At 71.9% G+C, this 7,149-nt stretch carries 6 protein-coding genes; all 6 read right to left on the minus strand.

Going from position 1 to position 7,149, the window contains the following annotated elements; genetic code table 11:
- Positions 1-20: 20 nt before the first annotated feature.
- The 6 genes from D7W81_RS22080 to D7W81_RS22105 all read right to left on the minus strand — a co-directional run bounded on the left by D7W81_RS22080 (position 21) and on the right by D7W81_RS22105 (position 7,139).
- Positions 21-284 (minus strand): phosphopantetheine-binding protein, encoded by a 264-nt coding sequence (locus D7W81_RS22080; protein ID WP_120557376.1) that lies wholly within the window; start codon positions 282-284, stop codon positions 21-23.
- Positions 271-1,047: a lysophospholipid acyltransferase family protein gene (locus D7W81_RS22085; RefSeq protein WP_120557377.1), complete on the minus strand. Its 777-nt coding sequence runs from the start codon at positions 1,045-1,047 to the stop codon at positions 271-273. The genes D7W81_RS22080 and D7W81_RS22085 overlap by 14 nt, the downstream gene beginning before the upstream one ends.
- Positions 1,040-1,780: a beta-ketoacyl synthase chain length factor gene (locus D7W81_RS22090; protein ID WP_120557378.1), complete on the minus strand. Its 741-nt coding sequence runs from the start codon at positions 1,778-1,780 to the stop codon at positions 1,040-1,042. Before D7W81_RS22090 ends, D7W81_RS22085 begins: the two co-directional genes overlap by 8 nt.
- A gap of 343 nt (positions 1,781-2,123) precedes the next feature.
- Positions 2,124-2,783, minus strand: a complete 660-nt coding sequence (gene mdcG / locus D7W81_RS22095; protein ID WP_120557379.1) for a malonate decarboxylase holo-[acyl-carrier-protein] synthase — start codon at positions 2,781-2,783, stop codon at positions 2,124-2,126.
- Positions 2,784-3,032: 249 nt separating this feature from the next.
- Positions 3,033-4,586 carry a hypothetical protein gene (locus D7W81_RS22100; protein ID WP_120557380.1) on the minus strand — a complete coding sequence of 518 codons (1,554 nt, stop codon included), beginning with the start codon at positions 4,584-4,586 and terminating at the stop codon, positions 3,033-3,035.
- A 69-nt stretch (positions 4,587-4,655) separates the two neighbouring features.
- Positions 4,656-7,139 carry a ribonuclease H-like domain-containing protein gene (locus tag D7W81_RS22105; protein WP_120557381.1) on the minus strand — a complete coding sequence of 828 codons (2,484 nt, stop codon included), beginning with the start codon at positions 7,137-7,139 and terminating at the stop codon, positions 4,656-4,658.
- Between the last annotated feature and the right edge of the window lie 10 nt (positions 7,140-7,149).

The following is a 7,149-nucleotide window of genomic DNA, read 5'->3' on the forward strand; positions in this document are numbered from 1 at the left end:
TGGTTTTTTGAAGGGGAGCTTCAGGAGCGGGTGCGGTGGCTGCTGACGAAATCCGCGAGTGCTCGAACGCTGGCGAAGTGGCGGCGATTCTCCTTGGAGTCACTCGCCAGCACGACGCCATAGGACTTCTGCAACGCGAGGCCGAGCTCCAGGGCATCAATGGAGTCCAGCCCCAGGCCTTCGACGAACAGCGGCGCCGCCGGATCGATGTCGTCCGGCTTGAGGTCCTCGAGGTTCAACGTGTCGATGACCAGCCGCTTTATTTCCTGCTCAAGCTCCAACATGGCCCTGGCTCCCCCTGGAGAAATGGTCGTGCAAACGGGTGGTGAGCTGGCGCGCGGCCTTCGCCGCCTCGCCCGCGTCCACGTCCTGGGACGACACGCGGATGTCGTCCTCCACGCGGATGAAATAGTGCATGGGCCTTTCGGGCACCTTCCACCAGGGCATGCCCTTGGTGAGGCCCCGCGGCTCGCAGCGGATGATGACGGGCGTGATGTCGCAGGGGCCGCGCACCGCGATGTTGGCGGCGCCGCGCTGCAGCTGCATGGTCCCGTCGAGCGGCGTGCGCGAGCCCTCCGGGAAGATGATGAGGTTGTTGCCGGCCTTCACGGACGCGATGCAGTCCTGGATGAGTCCGGGCCCGGAGTCGTTGCACAGGTAGCGCGTGGCCCGGATGGGACCGCGCGTGAAGGGGTTGTTCGCCAGGCTCGCCTTCACCACGCAGTCCGCGTTGGGGACCAGCGAGATGAGGAACACCACGTCGATGAGCGACGGGTGGTTGGCCAGGATGAGCAGCCCGGAGCGCGCCAGCTTCTCCACGCCCTCCAGTTCGTAGCGCAGCACGCCCAGGGCGCGCATGTAGCCGATGAAGAAGCGGAACGTGTAGTGCACGGCGAGCCGCGCCAGCCGCTGCTGCCGCTTCGGTTCGCGCACGAAGAGCTGGAGCAGCGGGAAGTAGAGGATGCGCAGCGCCAGCCCCCCCAGCCCGAAGGTGGCGAAGGACAACCCGGTGGCGAAGATGCGCCAGGCCCGCTCGAGCTTAACCATGGCGCGCCCACCGCCAGCGCCGGCCGCCCGCCGCGTGCTCCCACCGCGAGGCGCCAGAAACGAGGAAGCGCAGGACGCGCAAGTCCACCGGGAGGTCCGAAGGACCCTGCTCCGTGAGGGATGCGTCCGGAGGGCCCGCCGCGCAGTCCAGGTGGACGGCGTCCGCGCCGGTGCTGGCTGAAAGGAGGCAAGCCCATGCGTGCGGAAACGCCACATCCCGGCAGAAGTGTTCCCACGGCGAGGGCACGGGCTCCTCGTAGACGACGACCATCACCCGGGGGACGCCGTCCGACAGCAGGCCACACGCCTCCGTGAAGGCGGCCTCCACCGTCTCCTCGCCCGCGGCGATGGCGCCGTAGGCGGACGTGTCACCGCGTGCGATGGAGTAGAGCGCGCCGATGGCGTTGTGCACCGACAGGCTGAACGACGTGGGCGACAGCGGCTCCGAGCGCGCCAGCTGCGTGAGCAGCTCCACGGAGCGGCCCAGGTCCCCATAACGCGACGCGAAGATGACGGGCGCTGCCGGCGCGTCCACGTGCGCGTCGTACGCCGCCTGCAACGCGATGCGTCCCAGCCGGTCCACCCGGCGGCGCATCATCGCGGGCATCGCCGTCAGCGCGGGCGTGCCCTCGGCGGGGAGCGCGTGCGGGTTCGCGAGCCACGTTTCCCAGGAAGCAGGGTGAACGAGCCCGGGGGCCCAGGCGGCCCAGCGCTGTACGGAAAATCCCATCATCTTGGCGGGAGGCCCCCAAGCGCTCCCAAAGACAACCTTTACCAAACCATTCACAGGGTGACAATTGGACGCCCTGTTGAAGCGGGCCGGACACCGGGTGCTCGCCCCTCCGCCCGCTCTGATGCCACTGCAACCCCATGGTTTTGTTGATGAGGAATGCAAGGGGGGCCCCGCTTTCACGCTCTTGCAGGTTTGTCCAGGGAATGCCGCACCCGGGCCCTCCCGCAGGTCTGGAAAAACCCTGCGAGGCATTCGGAGTGGCGGGTGGAAACGGGTCGTGGCTGTGCGCTGCGTGACGTCTCCGGGGCCGCGTGTATTCACGCGGGGACCCACTTCCCCGGGCCTAGGGCTCGGCGGGGAAGAGCGCGCGCAGTTCGCGGAGGGTGCGGGGGCTGGCGCCGCGCGGGCCGGTGACCCAGATGCGCTCGGGCTCCAGCGCGAGCTCCCGCCAGGACACGGCGCCGCCGTCGGGCATCAGCACCTCGCCGTCCAGGCGCACCACCGAGTGGCGGCGGGACACCGCCTCCAGGCCGAACAGCAGCCGCTCCACATCCGACCAGCGGGCAGGGGCGAAGAGCAGGTCCACGTCCGACAGCGGCCGCACGAAGGGCACGCCCGAGCGGTGCTGCCACGCCAGCGAACCGAACACGCTCACCGTCAGGTCCAGCGCGGTGCCCAGGGCGATGACGTCATCCAGGGCGGGCCCCCAGGCCGGGGGGGCCGACGCGCGCGCCTCCTGCACCGTGGGCGGCGGCAGGTGCCGCTCCACGGCGGGCAGGGCCACGTGCAGCGACAGGTGGCGGCGGTCGGGCAGGGTGAGCCCCAGCCGCAGGTCGTCCTCCTGGTCCGGCAGGTCCTGGCGGGAGACGGCGAAGGGCCGGCCCTGCTCCCGCCACGCCGTCGCTCGGACAAGGACGTCCGGGAGCAGGGGTGAGCGCAGGTGCTCCGCCCAGCCTGTGCCCAGGTACACCCAGTCATGCCGCACCGGACGTTCCCCGGCCATCAGCGGGCGTCTCCTCGGGCCAGGGGAAACACGGGCCTCCTGCCGCGGCGCGGGACGGGGCCACCCCCGGGGCTCGCGGCCGGGCAAAGGGGAACGGAGGACGTCACTGCCCAATTCATTACCCGGATTCGCGCGTCCGGTGGGGCCGAACCTGCACGACGCACCGCGGGAGCCCCGTAGCGGACGCTTCTCCCCGGAAATCCGGGTGGGGGTTGGCCGCACGCGTCAGGACTTCCCACGGAATGGGGGCTAGCGGGGCTTCTGGAGGATGGGGCTCGCGGCGCTCACGTGCTGGCGGCGCATGTCGATGAGGATGTCGTAGTTGCGCGGCTCGGGAGCGACGGGGCCGGCGGCGAAGCGGTAGAGGCCGCTCACGTCGCGCTCGCCGGGGAAGCGCTCCTTCACCAGGGCCTTGAGCATCTCCTTGGCCACCCATTCCGCGTCCACGGAGACGGAGCCGAACTCGTCCAGGTAGTGGAACGGCGCGGTGGAGTCCGACTGCTTCGCGGTGAGGACGAAGACGCGCGGCTTCCGGTCCGGGACGACGAGGCTGGCGCCCTGCTCCATCAGCGCCAGCTCCCGGCCCTGGGGCAGGGCGAAGAGCTCCAGGGACTGCTCGTGCGCGAGCAGGGCGCTGACGGCCACGAACGCGGTGAGCAAGCCCATGGCCATGCGCGGGCCATGCCTGGGCCAGATGGTGCCCAGGTTCACCAGCGACGCGGCGAAGAACACGGCCCACACGCCGGTGAGCGCGTTGAGCGTGCGGTAGGTGGGCCACCGCTCCCCGGCGAGGAAGCTCACCGAGTACGCCGCGCCCGACAGCGTCACCAGCGCCAGCAGCCAGCGCCCCACGCCCCCGAACCCCGAGCGGCGCCCCTCCACGGCGACGCCCACGCCCAGGAGCGTCAGCGTCAGCACCACCATGGCCCAGTAGCCGTCCATGTCGCCCACCGGCGCCTCGTTGAGCGCGGACAGGGCGAGCGCGTTGGGGAACACGTGCGTGAGCGCCCAGACGGTCTTGTCCACCCAGTGCTTCTCGAAGCTGAGCCGGGGTGAGGGCGGGAAGACGCCCGTCTTGAAGAGCACCTGGGTGACGGCATACGCGAGCGCCAGGCCCGCCCCCATCACCAGCAGGTGCTTGAGCATCCAGCGCGCGGTGTCCCTGGTCGACACGTCGCGGTGCACCACCAGCGACGCCGCCAGCAGCACCGCGGAGAACAGTCCGCTCACCTGATAGATGAGCGTCGCGGTGGCCATGCACCCCACGGCGGCCAGCGCGTAGGGCCACCGGACGGGAGTGTCCGCTCCCGGCGGGCCCATGGCGCGGCGGGCGAAGGCGAACGCGCCCAGCCCCAGCATCAGCGCCACCGCCTGCGGCCAGCAGATGCCCCAGTTGGCGATGACCTGCGCGGACGGCGTCACCGTGAGGAACCCCGCCAGCAGCGCCGCGGACCCGGGCCGCCAGCCTTCCTTTCGCAGGAGCAGGAACACCGCCGCCGCGAGCACGCCCAGGCCGGCCACGCCCATGAGGCGCAGCCCCATCAGCCCGTCGATGCCGCCGGCCGCCTTCGCGGACACCTCCAGCATCCAGCCGTAGAGCGGGCGCCCCTGTGAGGCGCAGACGCGCAATATCTTCCCCGGCTCCTCGCGCGCCTCGCGCAGGATGGCGTAGTCGTCACGCAGGCCATACCGGTGGATGACCGCGCTCCAATAGATGAGCCAGGGAAGCAGGAGCAGCAGGGCCACGGTGCCGGGAACCACCAGCGCGCGCGGCGTGGGACGCGTCATCAACGAGAAGGCCATCGAAGTTGACGCAACGTAGCAGAAGCCTCCGACGACTCACGGAGGAACCGGGACACGGCAGGGTTCCAGTCACGGTGAGATGGGCGGGGCTCCAAGCACCTGAGGGTCCTCACCGAACTCCGGGCCTGTGGGTTCGCGCACGATGTTCAACACGGGCCGTGCGTCCGCGAGGGACGGGGTGAAGAGGGAGGGCTGGTCCGGGTCCGCGAAGACAGTGGCGAAGTCCTCCGGGTCCAGGCCGCGCGCGAGCCGGGCCGCGAACGAGTCCTTGAGCAGCCGGACGTAGTACTCCACGTCGTAGTCGCGCGCGTCGTCGCCCGGCGGTTCGCCCGGGGCGGGGCGGGGGGCGGGCTCGCCGTCCTCGGTGAGGGCTTCCGTGAGCAGGCCCGCGCGGCCGCCCGTGGCGCGGTAGATGCGCACGCGCTCGCCCAGGGACCAGTGCTCGCGGCCGTTCGTGAGCAGGGCTTCGTACGGCAGCTCCCGGCGCTGCTTGCGCGTGGCCAGGTACTGCGAGGGGGACTTGGTCAGCCGCACCTGCGCGGAGATTTCGAAGGTGGGCACCTGGCGGCGGCGCAGCGCCATCACCGCGTCCACGTAGGTGTCGCGCACGGCGCGCACGTCTCCGGCCAGCAGGTGCTGGAGGGCGCGGCGCAGGAAGTCCTCGCCATACGGCTCCGCGCGGCTGGAGCGGAACGCCACGCCGCGCAGGAGCAGCGGTCCGGTGTAGGGCTGGAGCGCGTAGTTCTTCGGCTCGTGCGACAGCATGGCGGCATAGCGCCCGTCGAACTCCAGCTTCACGCGCGGGGGCAGCAGGCCCGCGACCTCCGACACCACGCGGCGCTCGTCGGCCTCCGTCCAGGCTTCCGGCACCGCGAAGTAGACGCCGTCCGTGTCGGCCTCCAGCAGCGTCACGCCCCGCTGCGCGAGCTCGCGGCACAGCAGGCCCAGCAGCTCACGCCCGTGCCGCGTGACTTCGTTGGCGGCGTGCACGTCGGAGAAGCGGGTGAGGCCCACCGCGCCCAGGTAGCCGTAGGCGGAGTTGATGAGGATCTTCATCGCCGCGGAGAGCGCCTCGTGCGTGTGGCGCTCCGGCGATCCGGGCGGGGCCTTCTTCGCCTTCGCCTTCGCGTCCAGGCGCTGGTCCACCAGCCGGCCCACCATCGCGAGCAGCGCGTTCAGCCGGTCGCGCTTGGGGCCGATGCGGTACTGGCGCATCAGCGACGGATAGAGGCTGGCCACGTCCGCCTTCACGATGTGGCGCGCGACGCCGGTGGCGAAGAGGTGCAGCGCCGCGCCGCTGTGGGACGTGCCGTCGCCCACTTCATGGGCGGGCAGCGCCGCGCCCGAGCGCACGTAGGCGCGCACCATCAGCGGATCCAACACGCCCGTCGCCGGGCCCGCGTCCGCCAGCCGTTCGTAGCGCCGGGGCGCCATGCGCGCGAGCGCGAACGCCGCGCCGCCCAGCAGGTGCGCCAGGCCCGCGGCCTCCGTCACGTCCTCGCGCGCGTAGCGGCGCACGCGCTCCGGATCCTTCAGGAAGACGTCATGGATGCGTGCGCCGGGGATGAGCTCGCGGTCGGGGCCGGACAGGCCCAGGTGCCTGGCCACCGCCTTGAGGCCGTGGCCGGGCAGGTCGCGGGCGGAGAAGTCGTGGCGGCGCACGGCGTCCAGCGTGTCGATGAACTCGCGGCCGGGCACGGTGTAGCGCGCGCGGCGCATGGGGTCCGCGTCACGGCCTCCCGGGCCCCGGTTGAGCGCGGCGCCCCTCGCGGAAGGGCGGTGGCGCAGGCCCGGCAGCCCCGCACGGCCCAGCGCCAGCGGCACGTTGAGCCTCTGGGCGCGCTGGTCCAGGAAGGGCAGGTCGAAGCCGTGAAGGTTGTGGTTCTCCACCACGTCCGGGTCCGCCTCGCGGATGCGCGCGACCAGCCGGCGCAGGAGGTCCGCTTCGCCCGCGTCGCCGTCCGCCGTCACCTCCAGCGTCTCCGCGCGGCCGTCCGGGTCCCTCACCGCGACGAGGAAGATGCGGTCCCGGGACGGGTCCAACCCGGTGGTCTCCAGGTCGAACTGGAGCCGCCGCAGGTCGTCGAAGACGAGGTCGCGGAAGTACGTGCGCCCGGTGGCCACCAGGTACTGCTCCTCCGGGGGCAGCACCAGCGCCGCGGCCGGGCCCAGGTCGCGCAGGTGGCCCACGCGCTGGTCCAACCGCTTGGACGCGCCCTTGAGCACCGCGGACGCCAGCGCGCGGCCGTCGTCCGCGCTGACGATGAAGCGCAGCGCGCCGGGGCCTTCCAGCTCGCGGTACGTCACGGCTCCTGGCACGGGCGGCGCGCCCTCCGGCCGCAGCGCATCCCCCAGGTGCTCCAGGTCCTGGAGCGACGCGAGCAGCACCCAGGGCCGGTACCGCGCGTCCTCGCGAAGCCGCGCGTGCGTGCCCGGCTGCCGCTTCCAGATGAAGGCGCGCCCGTCCGGCTCCGCCCAGACGGACACGATGCCCGGCGTGGGGTCCCATCCCCACAACCACTCGTCCTCCAGCGGATGGGGCGGCGGGACCATGGGTGGGGGC

The sequence above is a fragment of the Corallococcus aberystwythensis genome, assembly GCF_003612165.1.
Lineage (GTDB): Bacteria > Myxococcota > Myxococcia > Myxococcales > Myxococcaceae > Corallococcus > Corallococcus aberystwythensis.